This window comes from Curvibacter sp. PAE-UM, assembly GCF_001432305.1.
GTDB lineage: Bacteria > Pseudomonadota > Gammaproteobacteria > Burkholderiales > Burkholderiaceae_C > Hylemonella.
In genome coordinates this window covers 1,502,563-1,521,660 of record NZ_KQ483358.1, presented here as the reverse complement: position 1 = coordinate 1,521,660, position 19,098 = coordinate 1,502,563, and the positions used below count along the sequence as shown (strand labels likewise).

At 67.7% G+C, this 19,098-nt stretch carries 17 protein-coding genes; 7 read left to right on the top strand and 10 right to left on the bottom strand.

Annotation, left to right across the window (positions count from 1 at the left end):
* Positions 1 to 124 precede the first annotated feature (124 nt).
* Positions 125 to 763 carry a pyridoxamine 5'-phosphate oxidase gene (gene pdxH / locus AO057_RS07440; RefSeq protein WP_057675029.1) on the top strand — a complete coding sequence of 213 codons (639 nt, stop codon included), beginning with the start codon at positions 125 to 127 and terminating at the stop codon, positions 761 to 763.
* A 9-nt stretch (positions 764 to 772) separates the two neighbouring features.
* Here pdxH and AO057_RS07435 read toward each other — a convergent pair whose 3' ends face one another.
* The 7 genes from AO057_RS07435 to msrA form a co-directional block, all read right to left on the bottom strand.
* A complete protein-coding gene (locus tag AO057_RS07435) occupies positions 773 to 1,711 on the bottom strand; it encodes an AEC family transporter (protein ID WP_057675028.1) in 939 nt (312 codons plus the stop codon).
* Between the two features lie 601 nt (positions 1,712 to 2,312).
* Positions 2,313 to 4,328, bottom strand: a complete 2,016-nt coding sequence (locus AO057_RS07430) for a TonB-dependent receptor (protein WP_057675027.1) — start codon at positions 4,326 to 4,328, stop codon at positions 2,313 to 2,315.
* Between the two features lie 72 nt (positions 4,329 to 4,400).
* Complete coding sequence (locus AO057_RS07425) at positions 4,401 to 4,778, bottom strand: hypothetical protein (protein WP_205630003.1); 378 nt, start codon at positions 4,776 to 4,778, stop codon at positions 4,401 to 4,403.
* A 23-nt stretch (positions 4,779 to 4,801) separates the two neighbouring features.
* On the bottom strand, positions 4,802 to 5,305 hold the full coding sequence (locus AO057_RS07420) for a DUF3299 domain-containing protein (RefSeq protein WP_057675025.1): 504 nt from the start codon (positions 5,303 to 5,305) through the stop codon (positions 4,802 to 4,804).
* 3 nt (positions 5,306 to 5,308) lie between these two features.
* A complete protein-coding gene (locus tag AO057_RS07415; RefSeq protein ID WP_057675024.1) occupies positions 5,309 to 6,520 on the bottom strand; it encodes an FtsX-like permease family protein in 1,212 nt (403 codons plus the stop codon).
* Complete coding sequence (locus tag AO057_RS07410; protein ID WP_057675023.1) at positions 6,517 to 7,173, bottom strand: ABC transporter ATP-binding protein; 657 nt, start codon at positions 7,171 to 7,173, stop codon at positions 6,517 to 6,519. The genes AO057_RS07415 and AO057_RS07410 overlap by 4 nt, the downstream gene beginning before the upstream one ends.
* Complete coding sequence (msrA, locus tag AO057_RS07405) at positions 7,170 to 7,724, bottom strand: peptide-methionine (S)-S-oxide reductase MsrA (protein ID WP_057675022.1); 555 nt, start codon at positions 7,722 to 7,724, stop codon at positions 7,170 to 7,172. The genes AO057_RS07410 and msrA overlap by 4 nt, the downstream gene beginning before the upstream one ends.
* 172 nt (positions 7,725 to 7,896) lie before the next feature.
* Here msrA and AO057_RS07400 point away from each other — a divergent pair, with 172 nt between their 5' ends.
* The 6 genes from AO057_RS07400 to AO057_RS07375 are packed head-to-tail and all read left to right on the top strand — an operon-like array spanning position 7,897 to position 15,406.
* Entirely contained in the window at positions 7,897 to 8,589 is a 693-nt protein-coding gene (locus AO057_RS07400) for a TetR/AcrR family transcriptional regulator (protein WP_057675021.1), read from the top strand.
* Between the two features lie 6 nt (positions 8,590 to 8,595).
* Positions 8,596 to 9,750: an efflux RND transporter periplasmic adaptor subunit gene (locus tag AO057_RS07395; RefSeq protein ID WP_057675020.1), complete on the top strand. Its 1,155-nt coding sequence runs from the start codon at positions 8,596 to 8,598 to the stop codon at positions 9,748 to 9,750.
* A gap of 3 nt (positions 9,751 to 9,753) precedes the next feature.
* Complete coding sequence (locus AO057_RS07390) at positions 9,754 to 12,900, top strand: efflux RND transporter permease subunit (RefSeq protein ID WP_057675019.1); 3,147 nt, start codon at positions 9,754 to 9,756, stop codon at positions 12,898 to 12,900.
* Between the two features lie 42 nt (positions 12,901 to 12,942).
* Complete coding sequence (locus AO057_RS07385) at positions 12,943 to 13,608, top strand: protein-L-isoaspartate O-methyltransferase family protein (RefSeq protein WP_057675018.1); 666 nt, start codon at positions 12,943 to 12,945, stop codon at positions 13,606 to 13,608.
* A 23-nt stretch (positions 13,609 to 13,631) separates the two neighbouring features.
* Entirely contained in the window at positions 13,632 to 13,976 is a 345-nt protein-coding gene (locus AO057_RS07380) for a rhodanese-like domain-containing protein (protein WP_057675017.1), read from the top strand.
* Positions 13,977 to 14,020: 44 nt separating this feature from the next.
* Positions 14,021 to 15,406, top strand: a complete 1,386-nt coding sequence (locus AO057_RS07375) for a TolC family outer membrane protein (RefSeq protein WP_156404493.1) — start codon at positions 14,021 to 14,023, stop codon at positions 15,404 to 15,406.
* On the opposite strand, the gene AO057_RS07370 is transcribed toward AO057_RS07375, so the two are convergent.
* From AO057_RS07370 to AO057_RS07360, 3 genes are read right to left on the bottom strand one after another with little or no spacing between them, the layout of a single operon-like run.
* Positions 15,394 to 16,668, bottom strand: coding sequence for a 3-deoxy-D-manno-octulosonic acid transferase (locus AO057_RS07370; protein WP_057675016.1), 1,275 nt, complete (start codon positions 16,666 to 16,668; stop codon positions 15,394 to 15,396). The two genes, AO057_RS07375 and AO057_RS07370, sit on opposite strands and share 13 nt — an antisense overlap.
* The gene (waaC, locus tag AO057_RS07365; RefSeq protein ID WP_057675015.1) at positions 16,668 to 17,681 is read right to left on the bottom strand and encodes a lipopolysaccharide heptosyltransferase I; all 1,014 of its coding nucleotides are present in this window, start codon (positions 17,679 to 17,681) and stop codon (positions 16,668 to 16,670) included. Before waaC ends, AO057_RS07370 begins: the two co-directional genes overlap by 1 nt.
* Before the next feature lie 19 nt (positions 17,682 to 17,700).
* Positions 17,701 to 19,083 (bottom strand): phosphomannomutase/phosphoglucomutase, encoded by a 1,383-nt coding sequence (locus AO057_RS07360; protein ID WP_057675014.1) that lies wholly within the window; start codon positions 19,081 to 19,083, stop codon positions 17,701 to 17,703.
* Positions 19,084 to 19,098: the final 15 nt, after the last annotated feature.

The following is a 19,098-nucleotide window of genomic DNA, read 5'->3' as shown; positions in this document are numbered from 1 at the left end:
CGTAGTCACATGCCTCTGCGCCACCATGCGGGTTAGCCCTAGGCCGGCGCGGGATAGTTGCAATTTGCGACAGGGCCCGTGACCGGCCAGCCCCGATCGGGGTCCTGCCTATACTCTTGTACCTATGTCCTCGATTGCCAATCTCCGCAAAAGCTACGAACGCGCCGAACTCAGCGAGGACGCCTCGCACGCCGACCCGCTGCAGCAGTTCGACCAGTGGCTGCACGAAGCGATCAAGACCGAAATTCCCGAGCCCAACGCCATGACCGTGGCCACCGTGGCCAGCGACCTGCGGCCCTCCACGCGCGTGGTGCTGATCAAGGGTTATGACACGCGCGGCATCGTCTGGTACAGCAACTACGAGAGCCGCAAGGGCCGCGAACTGGCCGGCAACCCGTTTGCCGCGCTGCAGTTCCACTGGGTGGAGCTGGAGCGCGTGGTGCGCATCGAAGGCCGGGTGGAGCGGGTGAGTGCCGAGGAAAGCGACGAGTACTTCCAGAGCCGTCCGCTCGATTCACGCATCGGCGCCTGGGCCAGCCCGCAAAGCCAGGTCATCAGCGGACGGGGTGTGCTGGTGGCCAACGCCGCGCGTTATGCCGCGCAGTTCCTGCTGCAACCGCCGCGCCCGCCGCACTGGGGTGGCTACCGCCTGGCGCCCGAGCGCTGGGAGTTCTGGCAGGGCCGGCCCAGCCGCCTGCACGACCGGCTGCGTTATCTGCCCGACGCAAAGGGCGGGTGGACGCGCGAGCGCCTCGCGCCCTGAGGCCTCAGCTCACAGCAGACCGACCAGCCACATCACCAGCGGCAAGGTCAGCAGCGCCACCGCATTGGAGACGATGACACTGGCCGTCACCAACTCCTCCGCCACCGCATAACGCTGCGAGAACAGGAAGACGTTGGCCCCCATGGGCAGGGCCGCCGTCACGATCATGACCACCAGCGGCAAGCCCGACAGGCCCATGAGCAGGCCCAGGCCCGCCACCAGGGCCGGCATCAACAGGTTCTTGACCAGGGTGAGGCTCAGCGCGCCGCGCAGATGCGGCCCCACGGTGGTGCCGGCCAGGGTCACGCCCACCAGCAGCAGGGCCAGCGGACCGAAGGCGTTGCCCAGCCACTGCAGGGGCCGGTCCACCACTTCGGGGATGGCCCAGCCGGTCTGGGCGAACAGCAGGCCGGCGATGATGGGCAGGGGCACCGGATGGATCACGGCGTTGCGCACCGCGCTGAGCACCGTGCGCCACATGGCGCGGGGCTCGGCCACCGCGGCCTCACGCGCCACGGCCAGCTCCAGGATCACCGTGCCGGCCGTCAGCAACACCACGGCATGCAAAGACAGCAGGGCCAGCAGCACCACCAGACCGGCCTCGCCATAGGCCAGGCCGATGAAGGCGATGCCGATCATCACCGTGTTGCTGAAGGTGGAGGCCAGGGCCAGCACGGCGGCACGCCGGTTGAGCCCCTGCCACAGCAGGTTCACACCGAAGAGTATGAACACGGCCACAAAGTAGGTTGCCAGCGGCAGCAATTCCAGCTGCTTCACATCCACCTTGCCCATGGTGCGGAACATCAGGGCGGGTGTCAGGACCAGAAAGACGAGGTTGGAAAGGTCCTTGACCGAATCGGCGCGCATCCAGCGCAGGCGGCCAGCGACATAACCCAGGGCCACCAGCAGCACGACGGGGATCAGGGCGGAGAAAACTGGATGGTTCATGGTGCCTATGCTAGTTCATGGACTGCACGACCCGGTGTGGTGTGACGGGTCTCGCTCCGACGGCGGGTTTGGTGTCGGGTGATGCGCCCGACAGCGCACTCACTTTCTTTGCTTCGCCAAAGAAAGTAAGCAAAGAAAGGCGAGCCGGATTCGTCGACCCGCTGCGCGGGCACGCTGCGTTGCTCGGCCTGAGCGGGGTGCGCGCAAACTCGCTGCGCTCAAACATGCGCGCCCCTTTTTCCGCTCAGCCCTGCGCTACTCGCCTCCTCATGACGGCGGGGGAGCCGGAGACCGGGTACCAAAGACAACAAGGACGCGCCATGGCGCGTCCTTGTGGGGTCCGGCTGTTGGGTCCCCTCGCCGTGTGGCAGGGCTGAGCAGCGCAGCAGCGGGCGGATCAGGGCGGGCGTTGTTTGAGCGTAGCGAGTTTAGCCCGACCCCGCCCGGTGCGAGCAGCGCAAGGAACCGCGTAGCGGCCCTGACTTCGGCTCGCCTTTCTTTTGGGTACTCTGCTTTGGCGAAGCAAAGAAAAGTACCTCGCCCGCCGGGGCGAGACCCGGCCTGCAACGAAAGCCCAGGACAGGCAACAAAGAAGAAAAGCTCAGAAGCTCAACTGCAACCCCACCTTCAAACTCCGCCCCGGCAAGGGCACCCTCCCCGGCGCCGTCTGCGTCAGGATCGACGAAGACGAATAAGCCAGCGTGTTGCCGATGTTGTCCACCCACGCATACCAAAGCGCCGGCAACCCACTCACCTTGTCACGCAAACTCAGCGCCGCATTCCACAAGGTATAGCCCCCGGTGGCCAGTTGCCCCTCGGGCACACGGTCCTGCCCCGCATACCGGTCCACCCCCAGGCGCGCACCCCAGGCCGCGCGGCTCCACACCAGCGTGGCGCCCACGCGTTGCGGCGCAATGCGCGGCAGGGGCTGGCCGGTGCTGGTGTTCTCGGCACGTACGGTGTCGGCGCGCAGGGTCAGGTCCAGCTTGTGCTGTGCGTCCAGCAGACGCACATTGCCGCTGGCCTCGGCACCGATGAAACGCGCCTGCACCTGGGTGTAGGTGTACTGCGGCGGCGAGGTCGTGAGGTCGGTCCCTTCGAGCGAGATGTAGTTGCTGAACTGGTGCTGGAACAGCTGCAGCTGCGCCCGGTGGGCCCCGCGTTTCCAGGCGGCACCCAGGTCGAAGTTGGTCGAGCGCTCCTTGCCCAGCTCCGGGTTGCCGATCTCCTCGGCCTTGGTCGCCACGTGCTCGCCGTTGGCGTAGAGCTCGTAATGCTTGGGCGCACGCTCGTTCCACGACAGGTTGGACGTGAGCTGCCACTCGGACGCCACGTTCCACAGCGCGCCCAGGGCATAACTGCCCGGGTTGAAGCTGCGCGTTGCCGGCGTGAAACGCGCCACGCCGGGCGTACCGAAGGACTCGACCTGCACAGCCTCCAGCCGCGCCCCGGCGCTGAGCTTGCCCCAGGCCGTGGCCAGCTCCTCGTGCGCGAAGGCCGCGCTGCTGCGCGTGCGGCTGTAGGGTGCGTAGGCTTCGGTGCCGTCGGCCGAGAACTCGCTGTCATCGAACTGCAGGCCGATCACACCGTCGAGCGCGCCCAGGCGGGCGTGACGGGCCTGCAGGCGCAGGTCGTTGCCCTGGGTCTTGAACAGGGTGCCGGGCACGCCGGCATTGAACTCGGTGTGCTGGTAGTCGTTGCGGCTGAACTGGGCCTTGAGGCTTTGCAGCCACCCGCCCAGTTCGCGCAGCTCGCCTTCCAGCGCCAGGCGGCTGGAGCGCATGCGGATGTCCACCTCGTCCTCGGCCACCGAACCGTAGTGGGTGTCGTAGGTGGAGAGCGAAGCACCCAGGTAGCCGCGATCGAAAAACAGCGTGCCCCCCAGCGCCCCGCCCATGCTCTCGCTGGCCGAGTTGCAGATGCGGCGCGCCGTGCTCGTGACACCGCCGCGCGTGCAGGACAGGTCGACGGGCACGGCCACGTCCTCGGTCTTGCGCGACATGGCGTCGATGTGCAGGGAGTAGCGATCGTTCCCGCCGTCCAGCAGCACGGTGCCGCCCCGCTCCTGGTTGCCGGTGGCCAGACCGGCGTCGAGCTTGCCGGCCACACCGCCTTGCGGGCCGAACAGAGGCTCGCGCTGGATGCGCCCGTCGATCACATTGACCACACCGCCCACGGCGCTGCCGCCGTACTGCAGCACGCCCGGGCCGCGCAGCACCTCGACGCGTTCGATCAGCAGCGGGTCCAGCGTCACCGCGTGGTCATAGCTCAGGCTGGACAGGTCTTCGCTGGCCCCGCCGTTGTTGAGGATGCGGATGCGGTCGCCGTCCAGGCCACGGATCACGGGCCGGCTCGCGTTGGGGCCGAAGTAGGTACTGCTCACGCCGGGCAGGCCGTTGAGCGTTTCACCCAGGGTGGGCTGGCTGCGCAGCAGCAGCTCGGTGCCCGAGAGCTGTTCGGTCGGGGCGATCAGCTCGGTGGCGCCCAGCGGGTTGCCAGTCACCACCACGGGCGCCAGCGTGGCATTTTCCTGGGACCAGGCGCTGCAGGCCAGCAGGGTCAGCGTCGCCAGCGTGCTGCGGCGGAAAAAATCAGGGGTCTTGTGTTCGTGTTTCATCGTCGTCTCGTTGAATCCAACAGAAAACACCGCGCGGCCTAAAGGACGACGCGGCGGATCAGCTAAGGAGGTTCAGCGGGACGTTGGGGGTGCGCGCGCCGCGAAGGCGGCGCAGGGGCGCTGCTGCAGCGACTGCAGCACGACCCAGGCCGGCACCAGCGGCAGGGCCAGGGCCGGCGCTGCCAGCACCGGCAGCAGCGGGCCGCCCTGACCCAGCTGGTCGTACAGGCGGCACTCGTTTTCGTCACTGGCAGGCGCCAGCAGGTGGGCCAGCAGATCCTGCGCCGGCTGGGCCTGCGCCCCGACAGCCGGGCTGTTGTGCGCCACATGGGCGTGCAAGACACCGTGCGCCAGACCCAGCAGCTGGGCCCACAGCAGCGCCATCACGAGCAGCATCACGCCCGGCAGGGACCGGAGCGTGTGCTGATGCAAAGGACGCGCGTACGACATGAGACGGATAGCTTAGGCGGTGATTATTTCACCGGCACGGCATCGGTGATGCGGTAGTACAGGCCGTACTGGTCGTCATGCAAGACGGCCAGGCGCCCCTGCACCACCAGCGGCTCCATGCCGTAGCGGATCGGCGTTTTCGTTTTCACCTCGATCATGCTCTCGGGCCCGCCGGGCAGGCAGAACGAGCAGGACAGCGGCACCGAACTGAGCAGGAAGTGCGTCTGCTTCTCGCCCGGCTCCAGCGGCATCATGAAACCCTGCACGCGCTGCTGTTTCCCGTCCAGCACCAGGATCTCGGGCGGGAACACCGGCAGCACACGGTTCTTCTCGACCTTGGTCTTGACGTTGGTCAGGAAGGACCAGGGCAGCACGTCGGCGCGCTCCTTCAGGGGCGCAATGGGGCTTTGCGGGCTGTGCACGCCGGCACCGCTGCCGCTGGGGATGCCGCCAGCGATGGGGGCATCCAGCTGGGCCTGTGCCACAGAAGTGAGCGAAAGAACAAGGACCAGGAGAAGCTTGCGCATGATTTATCTCGAATTCAAGAGTTGTCCCGCTTCCATGCGGTAGGCACCCAGTGCCGGCAGCAAGGCCGCCAGCACCGCCACGGTCAGAGCCAGGGCGGGCACCCAGAGTTCCACGCCCAGCCAGAGCCAGCCCGTCATGGGCAGGGATTGCTCGGCCGCCAGGAGATAGCCTAGCAGGCCTGTCAAGAGGTGTCCGCCCAGCAGGCCCAGCCCGGTGGCCAGCGCGGCCAGCCAGAACGCCTCGCACAGCAGCAGCGCGGCCAGGCGGCGCGGTGGCGCCCCCAGCATGCGCAGCAGGGCCAGGTCCTCACGCCGCTCGCGCACCGCGCTCCACAAGGCGATGAAGACACTCAGGCCCGCCGACAGCAGCAGGACCAGCGCAAAACCGCGCAGCACGTCGGCACCCACGCCCACCATGCGCAGCAGGCGCGTGATCTCCAGCGCGGGTGCTGCCGCCTGCATATTGGTCGTGGTGTTCACATGGCGCGGGAAAGTGGCCGCGGCCAGCGGGCTGCGGTAGCGCACCAGGGCCAGCGTGATTTCGCGCTTCTCGTCTTCGTGCGCCGCGTCATGGTCGTCGTCCTTGCCGTGGGCTACCTCGTGCACTTCCCAGACCGATTCGGTGGCCGTCAGCAGCAGCCGGTCCAGCACGCAGGCGCACGGCGCCAGCACGCCGCTGACCACATAGGGGTGCGCGGCATGCGTGCCGGCAGCGCCTCCATCGGCCAGGCCGTGCGACCCGGCAAAGGGCTGGCCCGGCTGCAAGCCGGTGGCCTGCGCCGCCTGGTGACCCAGCACCACTTCCATGGGCTGCTGCCAGAGCCGACCCTGTGCCAGCTGCGCGCCGTAGTGCGCGGGGTAGTCGTGTGTGGTGCCGACGATGCGAAAGCCGCGGTAGCTGTCGCCCAGGCTCAGGGGGATGAGCTGGGCCACGCGCGCGTCCCTGGCCAGGGCCTGGGCATCGCGCAACAGGATGTTGCCCGGGGGCACGTCCAGGTGGAACACACCCGAGAGGATGAGCTGCAGCGGGCTGCCTTTGGCCCCGACCACGGCGTCGATGCCGGCCAGGTCACGCTCGAAGGCGCGGTCCAGCTGCGCACGCGTCAGCAACACCAGGGTGATGGCGGCCAGGCCCAGCGTGAGCAGCAGCAGGTTGAGCACCGTGGCCAGCGGGCGCGCCCACAGGTAGCGCCAGGAGAGTTGCAGCAATTTCATACCGCGGTCTCCGGCAGCCGGTCCAGGTCCAGCACCTGCGCCTGGGGCAAGGCCACCACCACGCGCGCATCGTGCGTAGCGATCACCAGCGTGGCGCCACAGCCTTGCGCCGTGCCCAGCAGCAGGGCCAGCGCCTCGCGCGCGGCTGCATCGTCCAGGCTGGCCGTGGGCTCGTCGGCCAGGATGACCTGGGGGTTCAGCAGGATAGCGCGCGCCAGCGCCACGCGCTGGGCCTGCCCGCCCGACAGCTGCCGGGGCCGGCGTTCGGCCAGTTCGGCCACGCCCAGGGCCAGCAAGGCGGCGGCGATGGCAGCGCGGTCCACCGGCAGGCCGGCGGCAAAGTAGACCAGTTCCAGATTGCCCGCGACGGTGAGCGCCGCGCTCAGGTGCAGTTTCTGCGGAAGGAAACCGAGGTGGCGCGCGCGCCAGGCATCGCGCTGCACCGGGCTGAGCGCGCGCAGCGCCTGGCCGGCCACCGCGATCTCGCCGGCGCTGGGCGCCATCAGGCCGGCGGCCAGCGCCAGCCAGCTCGACTTGCCGCTGCCCGAGCGCCCGCGCAGCAGCAGGGTGCCGCCCTGGGGCACGGACACATCGGGGAAGCGCAAGGCCGCGCCGCCGGGGTACTGGCAGGCCAGGCCCCGCGTGACGATCACGCGCCGACCTCCGGCTTGAGCAGTTCGCTGAACTGCTTGCGGAACTTGGCCACCTTGGGGCCGACCACGTAGGCGCAGTAACCCTGGTCGGGGTGCTGCTGGTAATAGTCCTGGTGGTAGGCCTCGGCCGGCCAGTAGTTGGCCAGCGGCAGCACCTCGGTGACGATGGGCGCACCGAACAATTTCGCCTGCTCCAGCTCCGCGATCAGTTCGCGCGCTGCCTGCTCCTGCTCGGGGCGGGTGGTGTAGATGGCGCTGCGGTACTGGGTGCCCACGTCATTGCCCTGGCGGTTGGGCGTGGTGGGGTCGTGCGTGGCAAAGAAGATGCCCAGCAGTTGGCGCACGCTCACCTGCGCCGGATCGTAGACCAGGCGCACCACCTCGTTGTGCCCGGTGTGGCCGCTGCAAACCTGTTCGTAGCTGGGCTGCTGGACGTGGCCGTTGCTGTAGCCGCTCTCGACGTCGAGCACACCACGCACCCGGTCGAACACCGCCTCGGTGCACCAGAAACAGCCGCCGCCTAGGACAAGAATGGGAGGATCGTTGGACATGAAGCTTTTCGCCAGGATGACCCCGCATCTTAATCAGGCCATCCCGTCCTGCCCTTTACTCCGGCTTTACCCATTCCGGGGCCCCGCCTCACACAGCAAGGGCAGGATGCGGCTTGACGGACCCGGGGCTGCGGGATTACATTAATAACCCGTCAGTCATTAACGCCTGTTCATGATCACCAAGCTGCTTTCCGAGACCTGCGCCAAGGTGCAGGCCAAACGCGAACGGCGCAAGGAAGCCCGTCCGGGCGAATTGCTGGCCGCCGCGCTGGAGCTCTTCGTCGAGAAGGGTTATGCCGCGACGCGCTCCGAGGAAGTGGCACGGCGCGCCGGCGTCTCCAAGGGCACGCTCTTTCTCTACTTCGCCAGCAAGGAAGAACTGTTCAAGGCCGTGGTGCGCGAGAACCTGGCCGGCCGCTTTGCCGAGTGGAACGCCGAGTTCGACACCTTCCCCGGCAGCACACCGGAGATGCTGCGCTACGCCCTGATGATGTGGTGGCAGCGCGTGGGCAACACCCCGGCGGCGGGCATCACCAAGCTGATGATGAGCGAGGCCAGCAACTTCCCCGAACTCGCGGCCTTCTACCAGCAGGAAGTCATCGAGCCCGGCCACGAGCTGGTCCGGCGCATCCTGCAGCGCGGCGTGGACCGCGGCGAGTTCCGCCCCGTCGACATGGAACACGCCATCTATGTGGTGCTGGCCCCGATGATCTTCCTGATGTCCTGGAAGCACTCCTTCGGCGCCTGCGCCAGCCCTTCGGCCATCCTGGACCCGGAGAAATACCTCGAACTGCAGGTACAGACCCTGCTGTACGGCCTGTGCCCGACCGGCGCTGCCGCCAACCCTCTTGTGAATGGAAAGTAGAAGACGATGAAACGCTGGATCAAATGGGGCCTGGTGGCCCTGGTCGTGGCCCTGCTGGCCATCGCCGTGCTGCGCGCCCTGGGCGCACGCAAGGCCCAGCAGGCGGCACTGGCCGAACAGACCGCGCGCGGAACGCAGACCGTGATCGAACTCGCAGCGGGCGACCTGCTGCCGCTGCAGATGCAGGAGCTGCAACGGGGCCTGCCGGTCTCGGGCACGCTCAAGGCGGCCAACACGGCCTTTGTGAAGGCCCGTGTACCGGGCGAACTGCAGGGCCTGAGCGTGCGCGAGGGTGATGCCGTGAAAGCCGGTCAGGTCATTGCACGCATCGACCCGGCCGAGTACGAGGCCCGGCTGCGCCAGGCCCAGCTGCAGGCCGACGCGGCCAAGGCGCAGATCGACATCGCGCAGCGCCAGTACGACAACAACAAGGCCCTGGTCGACCGGGGTTTCATCTCCAAAACCGCGCTGGACACCTCCCTGGCCAACCTGAACGGCGCCCGCGCCAGCTTCGAGGCCGCCGGGGCGGCCGCCGATGTGGCGCGCAAGAGCATGGCCGACACCGTGCTCAAGGCCCCCATGGCCGGGTTCATCGCGCAGCGCCTGGCCCAGCCGGGTGAGCGCGTGGCGGTGGACACGCGCATCGTCGAGATCGTCGACCTCTCACGCATGGAGATCGAGGCCGCGCTGAGCGCCGCCGATTCGGTGGGCGTGCGCGTGGGCCAGCAGGCCCTGCTGCAGGTCGAAGGCCACGCCCAGCCGGTGCCGGCACGCGTGGCACGCATCAACCCCAGCACCCAGGCCGGCAGCCGCAGCGTGCTGGTCTATCTGCAGCTCAAGCCGGCGCCCGGCCTGCGCCAGGGCCTGTTCGTGCAGGGCTCGCTGGGGACCGAGAAGCTCAAGACGCTGGCCGTGCCGCTGCAGGCCGTGCGCAGCGACAAACCCCAGCCCTATGTGCAGGTGGTCGAGAACCAGCAGGTGCGCCACGTCAGCGTCACGCTGGGCGCGCGTGGCCAGGCCGGTGGCCTGGACATGGTGGCGATCACCGGCCTGGCCGAAGGCAGCCGGGTGCTGGCCGGTGTGGTCGGCCCCTTGCGTGAAGGCACGGCCGTGCGCACCACGGCGGCAGCACCGGCCGCTGCCAGCAGCCAGGGACGCTGAGCCATGTGGTTCACCCAAGTCAGTCTCAAGAACCCGGTCTTCGCCACCATGGTCATGCTGGCCTTCGTGGTGCTGGGCCTGTTCTCCTACCAGCGCCTGCAGGTCGACCAATTCCCCAACGTCGACTTTCCGGTGGTGGTGATCAGCACCGAGTACCCCGGCGCCTCGCCCGAAATCGTGGAGAGCGAGGTCACCAAGAAGGTCGAGGAAGGCGTCAACTCCATCGCCGGCATCAATGCCCTGACCTCGCGCAGCTACGAAAACCAGTCGCTGGTCATCATCGAATTCCAGCTGCACATCGACGGCCGCAAGGCCGCCGAGGACGTGCGCGAGAAGGTGGCCGCCATCCGCCCCAGCCTGCGCACCGAGGTCAAGGAGCCGCGCGTGCTGCGCTTCGACCCCGCCAGCCGCGCGATCTGGTCACTGGCTGTGCTGCCCGATGACCAGGCGGGCAAAGCGCTCAGTGCGGTGGAACTCACCAGCTGGGCCGACCAGGTGCTCAAGAAGCGCCTGGAAAATGTGCGCGGCGTCGGCGCCGTGACCCTGGTGGGCGCGACCAAGCGCGAGATCAACCTCTACCTGCGCCCCGAAGCGCTGGAGGCCTACGGCATCACGCCCGAACAGGTGGTGGCCGCCGTCAAGAGCGAGAACCAGGAACTGCCGGTGGGTGCGGTGCGCTCCAGCGCGCAGGAGCTGGTGGTGCAGATCGACGCGCGCATGCAGCGCCCCGAGGACTTCGGCCGCATCATCGTCACTCGCAAGGGCAACACGCCGATCCGCCTGGCCCAGGTCGCCACCGTGCAGGACGGCCCGCAGGAGGTCGAGACCCTCGCCCTGCACAACGGCCAGCGCACGCTGCTGATGTCGGTGCAGAAGGCGCAGGACGAGAACACCATCGCCGTCATCGACGGACTTGCGCGCACCGTGGCCGAACTCAAGACCCAGCTGCCGGCGGGCGTGCGGCTGGAGCCCATCTTCGACGGCTCGCGCCCGATCCGCGTGGCGGTGGACAACGTGCGCCGCACCCTCATCGAGGGCGCCCTGCTGACCGTGCTCATCGTCTTTCTCTTCCTGAACTCCTGGCGTTCCACCGTCATCACCGGCCTGACGCTCCCCATCGCGCTGATCGGCACCTTCCTGTTCATGTACTGGTTCGGCTTCACCATCAACATGATCACGCTGATGGCGCTCTCCCTGTGCGTGGGCCTGCTGATCGACGATGCCATCGTGGTGCGCGAGAACATCGTGCGCCACGTCCAGATGGGCAAGCCCGCCTACCAGGCCTCGCTGGACGGCACGCAGGAGATCGGCCTGGCCGTGCTGGCCACCACCTTCTCCATCGTGGCGGTGTTTTTGCCCATCGGTTTCATGGGCGGCATCATCGGCAAGTTCTTCCACGAGTTCGGCATCACCATCGTGGCGGCGGTGCTGATCTCGATGTTCGTGAGCTTCACGCTCGACCCCATGCTCTCCAGCCTGTGGCACGACCCCAGCATCCATGCGCACGGCCAGAAGACCGAGCCCCGCAACCTCTATGACAAGACCATCGGCCGCGTGACCGGCTGGTTCGACCATGCCACCGACAGCCTGGCCGAGAGCTACCAGTCCATCCTGCGCTGGTCGTTGAAGCACAAGCTGACGACGCTGGGGATCGCCTTTGCCATCTTCGTACTCAGCATCGTGATGGTGCCGCTGCTGGGCACCGAGTTCGTGCCTAAGGCCGACTTCTCGGAAACCACGGTCAGCTTCTACACGCCGGTGGGCTCCTCCATCGAGGCCACCGAGACCAAGGCGCGCCAGGTGCAGGACATCCTGCGCACCTTCCCCGAGGTGCGCTACTCGCTGGCCACGCTCAACACCGGCAACGCGCTGGGCAAGAACTATGCAAGCGTCTACGTGCGCCTGGTCGACCGCAAGGACCGGCAACGCAACGTGGACCAGATGTCCGCTGTGCTGCGCGAGCGCCTGCGCCAGGTGCCGGGTATGACCGTCACGCACGTGGGCCTGCTCGACCCGGTGGGCGGGCAGAAGCAGATCGAGTTCTCGCTGCAGGGCAATGACCTGCAGGAACTCGAACGCCTGAGCCTGCTGGTGATGGAGAAGGTGCGCGACGTTCCCGGCCTGGTCGACCTCGATTCCAGCGTCAAGCCGGGCAAACCGACCATCGCCGTGCAGGTCGGGCGCGAGGCGGCCGCCGACCTGGGCCTGAACGTGAACCAGATCGCCACCTCGCTGCGCACGCTGGTGGCCGGGCAGACCGTGGGCAACTGGCGCGCCAGTGACGACCAGACCTACGACGTCAATGTGCGCCTGGCACCCGAGTCGCGCAACAGCATGGGCGACCTGGAGCGCCTGCCCTTCGCGCTGGGGGCCAACAGCGACGGCAGTTCGCGCGTGATCCGCCTGAACCAGGTCGCCGCGCTGGTCGAGGACACCGGCTCCAACCAGATCAACCGGCGCGACCTGATGCGCGAGGTGGCCATCAACGCCAACGTCTACAACCGCTCGGCCGGCGAGATCTCGGCCGACATCCGCAAGGCGCTGGACAGCATCGCCTTCCCGCCGGGCTACCGCTACCAGTTCGGCGGCTCGACCAAGAACATGCAGGAGTCCTTCGGTTACGCGATCTCCGCGCTGGCCATGGCCGTCATCTTCATCTACATGATCCTGGCCAGCCAGTTCAAGAGCTTCTTCCAGCCGCTGGCGCTCATGACCTCGCTGCCGCTCACGCTGATCGGCGTGGTGCTGGCCCTGCTCATGTTCCGCTCCACCCTGTCCATGTTCTCCATCATCGGCGTGGTCATGCTCATGGGCCTGGTGACCAAGAACGCCATCCTGCTGGTGGACTTTGCCATCCGGGCCCGCGAAGAAGGCATGGAGCGCGCCGAAGCCCTGCTGATGGCGGCGCGGGTGCGGCTGCGCCCCATCCTGATGACCACCCTGGCCATGATCTTCGGCATGGTGCCGCTGGCCTTTGCCCTGACCGAGGGCTCCGAGCAGCGCGCCCCCATGGGCCAGGCCGTGATCGGCGGCGTCATCACCTCTTCCCTGCTGACGCTGGTGGTGGTGCCTGTGGTCTACTGTTATATGGACGACTTCAGCCAGTGGCTGGGACGGCGCTGGCGCGGTGAAAAATCGCCTGCCAAGTAAAATTTTCCAGGATCCTCTACAATACCCCATGGAGTATAAGAAATGAACTTCGAACAAGCCCGTTTCAACATGATCGAGCAGCAGATCCGCCCCTGGAACGTGCTCGATGCCGCCGTGCTGGACATCCTCTCCGTCGTGCACCGCGAGGACTTCGTCCCGGCTGCCCACAAGGCCCTGGCTTTCGCCGACATGGAACTGCCCCTGCGCACCGGCGGCGAGCCGGGCCAGTGCATGCTGGCGCCCAAGGTCGAGGCCCGCATGCTGCAGGACCTGGCCGTGCAGAAACATGAAAAGGTGCTGGAGATCGGCACCGGCTCCGGCTACATGGCCGCCCTGCTGGCGCAGCGTGCCCAGCGCGTGATCTCGCTGGAGATCGATCCCGGGCTCGCCACCCTGGCGCGCACCAATCTGCAGAAAGCCGGCGTCTCCAATGTGGAAGTGCGCCAGGCCGACGGCGCCAAGGGCCTGCCGGTCGAGGCGCCCTTCGACGTCATCGTGCTCAGCGGCTCGGTCGCCGAAGTGCCGCACAAGCTGCTGGAGCTGCTCAAGACCGGCGGGCGCCTGATGGCCATCGTGGGCGACGCACCCGTCATGCGCGCCACCCTGATCACCCGCACCAGCGCCGTCGAATACCTGACCAGCCAGGGCTGGGACACGCTGGCGCCGCGCCTGCTGAGCTTCCCCGAACATTCCCGCTTCAACTTCTGAGTCGCCCTCTGGCGACAAGCACCATGATCGAACACATCCACCCCGGAGATATCAAGGACTGGGCAGCGAAAGCCCAGGCGCACGGCCGCCCGCTCGTGCTGGATGTGCGTGAACCGTCCGAGCTGCAGCACGCCAGCATCAAGCCGGATGCCGCCTACGATCTGGTGGCCATCCCCATGGGGGTGATCCCCCCGCGGCTCAATGAACTCGACCCCACGCGCCCGGTGGCCTGCATGTGCCACCACGGCGGGCGCAGCATGCGCGTGGCCCAGTTTCTGGAGTATCAGGGTTTCAAACACGTGGCCAACATCAGCGGTGGCATCAATGCCTGGTCCCTGCAGGTAGACCCGACCGTGCCGCGCTATTGAGATAACCCGCATTTCCCGCCTACACCCCCGGAGTACCCGCCACCATGAAAACCTACCGACTGCTGCCCCTGACCCTGGCCATCGGCGCCGCGCTGGCCCTCCCTGTGCGCGCCCAGAGCCTGCTGGAGCTCTACGACGCGGCACGCGGCCATGATGCGGCCTACCAGGCGGCCAAGTCGCAGTACGAAGCCAACCTGTCCAAGGCCGACCAGGCCAAGGCCGCCCTGCTGCCCACGGTCAACCTGACGGCCGGCGCCTCCAGCACGCAGCTGCGCACCGAAAGCGGCGGCAACACGAGCGACCGCAGCTTCGAGAACCAGAACGTCGGCGTCAATGCCACCCAGCCGCTGTACCGCGCGGCCAACTTCGCCAGTTACCAGCAGGGCACGCTCCAGACCGATCTGGCCGAAGCCCAGCTGCTCACCGCCGAGCAGGACCTGATCGTGCGCGTCAGCCAGGCCTACTTCGACGTGCTGGCCTCACAGGACAGCCTGACCTTCGTGCAGGCCCAGAAGACCGCCGTGGCCGAGCAGCTGGCATCGGCACGCCGCAACTTCGAGGTGGGCACCGCGACCATCACCGACACGCGCGAGGCGCAGGCCCGCTTCGACCTGGTGACGGCCCAGGAAATCGCCGCCGACAACGACCTGCGCGTGAAGAAGCTGGCCCTGAACCAGCTGGTGGGCAAGGTCGACACGGCGCCTTACCCTCTGGCCCCGGCCACGACGCTGCCCGCGCTGGCGCCCGATGACGTGAACACATGGGTGCAGCAGAGTCAGGACCAGCATCCGGCGATCCGCCAGGCGCGTATCGGCCTGGAAGTGGCCACCCTGGAAACCGACAAGGCCAAGGCCGGCCACAAGCCCACGCTGGACCTCACGGCCAGCCACACCTTGAACCGCAACGTCGGCGGCTCGGCCATCTCGACCACCGACTCGCGCACCTACAACACGACCGTGGGCGTTCAATTCGTCCTGCCGCTGTTTGCCGGTTTCGCCACGCAGAACCGCCTCAAGGAAACGCTGGCCCTGGAAGACAAGGCCCGCGCCGACCTGGACGCCGCCCAGCGCAACGTGGCACAGGGCACGCGCGCCTCCTATTTTGGTGTGGTCTCGGGTCTGGGCCAGGTCAAGGCGCTGGAAGCGGCCGAGGCCTCCAGCCAGAGCGCGCTGGACGCCAACAAGCTGGGCTACCAGGTCGGCGTGCGCATCAACATCGATGTGCTGAACTCGCAGAGCCAGTTGTTCGACACCAAGGCCAAGCTGGCCAAGGCCCGCTACGACGTGCTGGTGGGGGGGCTCAAGCTGCGCCAGGCCAGCGGTACGCTCAAGAGCGAGGATCTGCAGGGGGTAAACGCCCTGCTCGCACCAGCGGCACCCGCCATCACGGCACCGGCGCCGGCGGCCCCCGCAAGCACTCAACCCAGGTAAACCGCCAGCGCCTCTCGTGTGCGCAGGGCAGCGCCACGGTGCGCCTTGGCGAATCGGCAGGCCTCGCGTGCCATGGCCTGCTGACGCCCGGGCTGCTGCACCAGGCGCTGCGCCGCCGCCACGGCGCTGGCCAGGTCGCTGCAGCGCTGGGCCGCGCCGGCTTCCTGTGCCAGGCTGGCCGCCTCGTCGAAATTGAAGGTGTGCGGCCCCATGAAGACCGGACAGGCACAGGCGGCGGCCTCGATCAGGTTCTGCCCGCCCAGCGGTGCGAAGCTGCCCCCCAGCAGGGCCGCGTCGCTCAGGCCGTAGTACAGCGCCATCTCGCCCAGCGTATCGCCCAGCCAGACGTCGGTCGACATCTCGACCAGACCCGGTGCGCTGTCCCACTGGCTGCGCCGCGCCAGGCTGAAGCCCTGGCGGGTCACCAGTTCGGCCACCTCGTCGAAGCGCTGCGGATGGCGCGGCACGATCAGCCACTGGATCGCGCGCGCGGCCTCACCGGCCTGCCGAAGACACTGCAATAACTCAGCCTCCTCGCCCTCGCGCGAACTGGCGAACATGATGACCGGGCGGCCCAGCGCCGTGCGCCAGGCCTGGCCGCGCGCCACCTGCCCGGCATCGGGTGTGGCATCGAACTTCAGGTTGCCGAACACGCCCTGTACCGGCGCACCGATGGCAGCCAGGCGCGTCGCGTCGTCCTGCGTCTGCGCCCACACCGCGGCGAGGCTGCGGTAGACCGGCACGGACAGCCAGGCCAGTCGCTGAGCCTTGCGCAGCGATTTCTCGCTCAGGCGCGCATTGGCCAGCACCAGCGGCACACCGGCGCGTTCACAGCCAGCCGCCAGATTGGGCCAGACCTCGGTCTCCAGCAGGATGCCCAGGCGCGGATGGAAATGATCGAGAAAGGACTGCACGGCCGCAGGCGTGTCCCAGGGCAACCAGACCTGCACATCCCCTTCACGCAACAGACCCACGCCCTCGGCACGGCCGGTAGCCGTCCCGTGCGTGAGCAGCAGGCGATACGCCGGCCACTGCTCGCGCAGCGTGGCCAGCAGCACGGCCGCAGCACGCGTCTCGCCCAGCGAGACCGCATGCACCCAGAGCGTGCGGCCATCGTCCGGCAAGGCCGGCATGGCGTACTGCCCGAACCGCTCCTCCACCGCGACCAGATAACCCGGCTCCTGGCGGCCGCGGCGCATCAACTTGCGCCGCAACAGGGGCTGCACCAGCCAGGCCAGCAGGGAATAGAGCAAGCGCGCCATCAGGCGGTCCCACCCGCTGGCTGCACCTGGGCCCAGGCCAGCCAGACAGCCCCCACCGTGGGTACGGGCTGCCCATAAACGCAACGCTGGCGGGCGCGGCCCTGGGGCCCGGTGCGCCAGGCGGTATCGAAGTTGTAGATCTGCACGTGGGGCAGGTCCAGCGCCACGGCGATGTGGCTCAGCCCGCTGTCCACACCGATCACGCCGGCGCAGCTGGCCAGGGCATCGGTCAGCGCGTCCAGCGCCAGGCGTGGCCAGACCACGGCATGCGGCATCTCACGGGCCAGGGTCTCGCTGCGACGCTGCTCCTCGTCGGTCCCGTGCAGCAGGGCCACGTCAAAACCGGCGGCATCGAGCTTGTCTGCGAGTGCCAGCCAATGCGAAGCCGGCCACTGCTTGTCGGCGCGCGAACTGCCGTGCACCAGGGCCACGCAGGGACGAACCGACAGCATGCCAATTGCTATCTTTTCAGGAGCAATTTCACCTTGCCCCAGGTGCGGTTGCAGGCCAAAGATTTCCTCGGCCGGCACGGTATAGCCCAGGGCCCGGGCGCACAGCTCGCGCGAGCGCCGGACCGCATGCACATGGGGTTCGATGCGGATGGCCACATCGGCCACCCAGCGCGTCGGCGCCTCGTAACCCGATCCCTCGGTGCGATTGGCCAGGGCATAACGCTGGCCGCCCGGTGCCAGGCGCGCGAGCCAGGCGACCAGGGCCGACTTGGTCAAACCCTGCAGGTCGATCACGGCATCGTAGGCCTCGCGCTGCAGCTCGCTCTTGAACGCGGCCCATTCGGCACGCGTGGTCATCGCAAAAGGCGCCTTGCGCCAGCGCCGCAGTTCACAGGGGATCACACGCCGCACACCGGCACAACGCTGCACCAGCGGTGCAAAGCTTTTCTCGACCACCCAGTCGATCTGCGCCTGCGGCAAGGCGCGCCGGATGTCCTGCACGGCAGGCATGCTGTGCACGACATCCCCCAGGGAAGACAGCTTGACGATCAGGATGTTCAAGAGGTGAACCCTGTCCCGCTCAGTGTGCCGCCTCAGCGAAGGAAGCATCCGGCTTGACGCTGCGCAGCAGGGTCAGCATCTCGCCTTCGATGCGCTGCAGCGCCTCAGGGGTATGGCCTTCGAAACGCAGCACCAGCACCGGCGTGGTGTTGGAGGCGCGGATCAGGCCGAAACCGTCGGGCCAGTCCACGCGCACGCCGTCGATGGTGTTGACCGTGGCCGGCGCCTTGAACGACGCCTTGGCCACCAGCTCGGCCACCAGGCGATGCGGCTCGCCCTCAGCACATTTGACATTGAGCTCGGGGGTGGAGTGGCTGGTCGGCAACGCATGGAGCACCACGCTGGCATCAGGTGAGCGGCTCAGGATCTCCAGCAGGCGGCAGGCGGCGTAAGTGCCGTCGTCGAAACCGAACCAGCGTTCCTTGAAGAAGATGTGGCCGCTCATCTCGCCGCCCAGCGGAGAATCGATCTCCTTCATCCGGGCCTTGATCAGCGAGTGGCCGGTCTTGAACATCAGGGGCTGGCCGCCTGCGGCTTCAATCGCCGGCGCCAGGCGCTGCGAGCACTTGACGTCATAGACGATGGTGCCGCCGGGCACGCGCGAGAGCACGTCCTGTGCGAACAGCATCATCTGGCGGTCGGGGTAGATATTGCTGCCGTCCTTGGTCACGATGCCCAGGCGGTCGCCGTCGCCATCGAAGGCCAGGCCCAGCTCGGCATCGCCGCTCTTGAGCGCGGCGATCACGTCGCGCAGGTTCTCGGGCTTGCTCGGGTCCGGGTGGTGATTCGGGAAAGTGCCGTCGACCGCGCTGTGCAGTTCGGTCACCTCGCAGCCGATGGCGCGCAGGATGGCCGGCGCCGAGGCACCGGCCACGCCGTTGCCCGAGTCCACCACGATCTTCATGGGGCGCGCCAGCTTGATGTCACCCACGATGCGGTCGCGGTAGGGCGCGTAGACGTTGAGATTGCGCACAGAGCCGCCGGCCTGCAAGGTCCAGGACTCGTCTTCCATGCAACGGCGCAGGCCCTGGATTTCTTCGCCGTAAATGGCGCGGCCAGCCAGCACCATCTTGAAGCCGTTGTAGTCCGCCGGGTTGTGGCTGCCCGTGACCTGGATGCCGCTGCTGCACACCGTGCTGGCGGCGAAATACAGCATGGGTGTGGTGACCATGCCGACATCGATGACCTCGATGCCAGCTTCCATCAAGCCGCGGATCAGCGCGGCACTCAGGGCCGGGCCACTCAGGCGGCCGTCGCGCCCCACGGCCACGCGCGTTTCGCCGGCCTGGCGCGCGGCGCTGCCGAAGGCGCGGCCCAGGGCCAGGGCCAGGTTTTCATCGAGGGTGGACGGCACGATGCCGCGGATGTCATAGGCCTTGAAGATCGAGGCGGAAACTTGCATGGTGGATCAGGAGGT

Excerpts from the sequence above, each read along its gene's own strand:
- pdxH (WP_057675029.1), top strand. The coding sequence starts at position 125 with ATGTCCTCGATTGCCAATCTCCGCAAAAGCTACGAACGCGCCGAACTC.
- msrA (WP_057675022.1), bottom strand. The coding sequence starts at position 7,724 with ATGTCCAACGATCCTCCCATTCTTGTCCTAGGCGGCGGCTGTTTCTGG.
- AO057_RS07395 (WP_057675020.1), top strand. The coding sequence starts at position 8,596 with ATGAAACGCTGGATCAAATGGGGCCTGGTGGCCCTGGTCGTGGCCCTG.
- AO057_RS07420 (WP_057675025.1), bottom strand. The coding sequence starts at position 5,305 with ATGCGCAAGCTTCTCCTGGTCCTTGTTCTTTCGCTCACTTCTGTGGCA.
- AO057_RS07380 (WP_057675017.1), top strand. The coding sequence starts at position 13,632 with ATGATCGAACACATCCACCCCGGAGATATCAAGGACTGGGCAGCGAAA.
- AO057_RS07390 (WP_057675019.1), top strand. The coding sequence starts at position 9,754 with ATGTGGTTCACCCAAGTCAGTCTCAAGAACCCGGTCTTCGCCACCATG.
- AO057_RS07400 (WP_057675021.1), top strand. The coding sequence starts at position 7,897 with ATGATCACCAAGCTGCTTTCCGAGACCTGCGCCAAGGTGCAGGCCAAA.
- AO057_RS07415 (WP_057675024.1), bottom strand. The coding sequence starts at position 6,520 with ATGAAATTGCTGCAACTCTCCTGGCGCTACCTGTGGGCGCGCCCGCTG.
- AO057_RS07385 (WP_057675018.1), top strand. The coding sequence starts at position 12,943 with ATGAACTTCGAACAAGCCCGTTTCAACATGATCGAGCAGCAGATCCGC.
- AO057_RS07370 (WP_057675016.1), bottom strand. The coding sequence starts at position 16,668 with ATGGCGCGCTTGCTCTATTCCCTGCTGGCCTGGCTGGTGCAGCCCCTG.
- AO057_RS07360 (WP_057675014.1), bottom strand. The coding sequence starts at position 19,083 with ATGCAAGTTTCCGCCTCGATCTTCAAGGCCTATGACATCCGCGGCATC.
- AO057_RS07430 (WP_057675027.1), bottom strand. The coding sequence starts at position 4,328 with ATGAAACACGAACACAAGACCCCTGATTTTTTCCGCCGCAGCACGCTG.
- AO057_RS07435 (WP_057675028.1), bottom strand. The coding sequence starts at position 1,711 with ATGAACCATCCAGTTTTCTCCGCCCTGATCCCCGTCGTGCTGCTGGTG.
- AO057_RS07375 (WP_156404493.1), top strand. The coding sequence starts at position 14,021 with ATGAAAACCTACCGACTGCTGCCCCTGACCCTGGCCATCGGCGCCGCG.
- AO057_RS07425 (WP_205630003.1), bottom strand. The coding sequence starts at position 4,778 with ATGTCGTACGCGCGTCCTTTGCATCAGCACACGCTCCGGTCCCTGCCG.